Source organism: Polaromonas sp. P3_C2 (genome assembly GCF_056402675.1).
On sequence record NZ_JBFUGX010000758.1, the window covers coordinates 1 to 1,789 of the forward strand.

General features: G+C 58.8%; 2 protein-coding genes. Both read left to right on the forward strand.

All coding sequences use genetic code 11. From position 1 onward, the window contains the following. Positions 1-907 (forward strand): thiamine pyrophosphate-dependent enzyme (locus AC1DWI_RS21590; protein WP_477725722.1); only part of this gene is annotated, 907 nt, incomplete at its 5' end. 28 nt (positions 908-935) lie between these two features. Continuing rightward, positions 936-1,789, forward strand: an 854-nt coding sequence (locus AC1DWI_RS21595; RefSeq protein WP_477725723.1) for a formyl-CoA transferase, incomplete at its 3' end; no start/stop codon positions are given.

The following is a 1,789-nucleotide window of genomic DNA, read 5'->3' on the forward strand; positions in this document are numbered from 1 at the left end:
GGCAGAAGCCGACGTGGTGATGCTGGTCGGCGCGCGCCTGAACTGGCTGCTGTCGCACGGCAAAGGCAAGACCTGGGGCGGCCCGAACGCCGACACCCGGCAGTTCATCCAGATCGACATCTCGCCGACCGAGATGGACAGCAACGTACCGATCGCCGCACCGCTGGTCGGCGACATCGGCTCGTGCGTCTCGGCATTGCTGGAAGGTTTGGGCTCAAAGTGGGCAAAACCACCGGCCGAATGGACTCAGGGGATCGCTGAGCGCAAGGACAAGAACCTGTCCAAGATGGCGGCAACCCTGGCGCTGAACCCGCCGACAATGAACTTCCATAGCGCGCTGAACGTCATCCGCAATGCGGTTAAAGCACGCCCCGATGCCATCGTTGTCAACGAAGGCGCGAATACGCTGGATTTCGCGCGCAGCATTATCGATATGTACGAGCCGCGCAAACGCCTTGACGTCGGCACCTGGGGCATCATGGGCATTGGCATGGGCTTTGCCGTTGCTRCCGCCGTCACTACGGGTAAACCCGTAATCGCGATCGAAGGCGATAGCGCCTTCGGTTTCAGCGGTATGGAAGTCGAGACGATTTGCCGCTACAACCTCCCCGTCTGCGTTATCGTCTTTAACAACAACGGCATTTACAAGGGGACCGACGTGAATCCGCTGGGCGGCGACGTGGCACCCACCGTGTTCGTCAAGAATGCGCGATACGAGATGATGATGCAGGCTTTCGGCGGGGTGGGCGTTTTGGCCAACACCCCAGCCGAATTGGCGAAGGCGCTGGACGAAGCCGTTAAATCTGGCAAGCCGACCCTGATCAACGCCATCATCGACGAAACCGCAGGGACCGAAAGTGGTCGAATCACCAGCCTGAATCCGCAGAGTGCTGCAGCAAAGAAGTAATCCAAAGCCATCCCAAGGAGAAATCAAAATGAGCAACAAACCACTCGCAGGCATCAAAATCATCGACTTCACCCACGTTCAGGCCGGTCCCGCCTGCACTCAGATGCTGGCCTGGTTCGGCGCTGACGTAATCAAGGTCGAGCGTCCTGGCTCTGGCGACGTTACCCGAAGCCAGCTGCGTGACATCGAAGGCGCTGACGCGCTGTATTTCACCATGCTCAACAGCAACAAGCGCGGCCTGACGCTGGACACCAAAAAGCCCGAAGGCAAGGAAGTGTTGGAGAGGCTCATCAAGGAATCCGACGTGATGGTCGAGAATTTTGGTCCCGGCGCGCTGGACCGTATGGGATTCACCTGGGAACACATCCAGTCGCTCAACCCAAAAATGATTCTGGCATCCGTCAAGGGTTTCTCTGACGGCCACCATTACGAAGACCTGAAGGTTTACGAAAACGTGGCCCAGTGCGCAGGCGGTGCAGCGTCCACCACCGGCTACTGGAAAGGCGAGAACTCAGGCCCCACCATTTCGTCTGCCGCCTTGGGCGACAGCAATACCGGCATGCACCTGGCCATCGGTATTTTGACGGCCTATATCGGCCGCCAGAAGACTGGCAAGGGCCAAAAAGTCGCCGTGTCCATGCAGGACAGTGTGCTCAACCTGTGCCGCGTCAAAATGCGCGACCAGTTGCGTCTGGACAACCTTGGCTACCTGGAAGAGTACCCGCAATACCCGCATGAAATGGAAGCTTTCAAAGACGGCGTGGTGCCGCKCGGCGCCAATGCCGGCGGTGGCGGACAACCCGGCTGGATTTTGAAATGCAAGGGTTGGGAAACCGACCCCAACGCGTACATCTATTTCACGGTCCAGGGTCACGCCTGGGA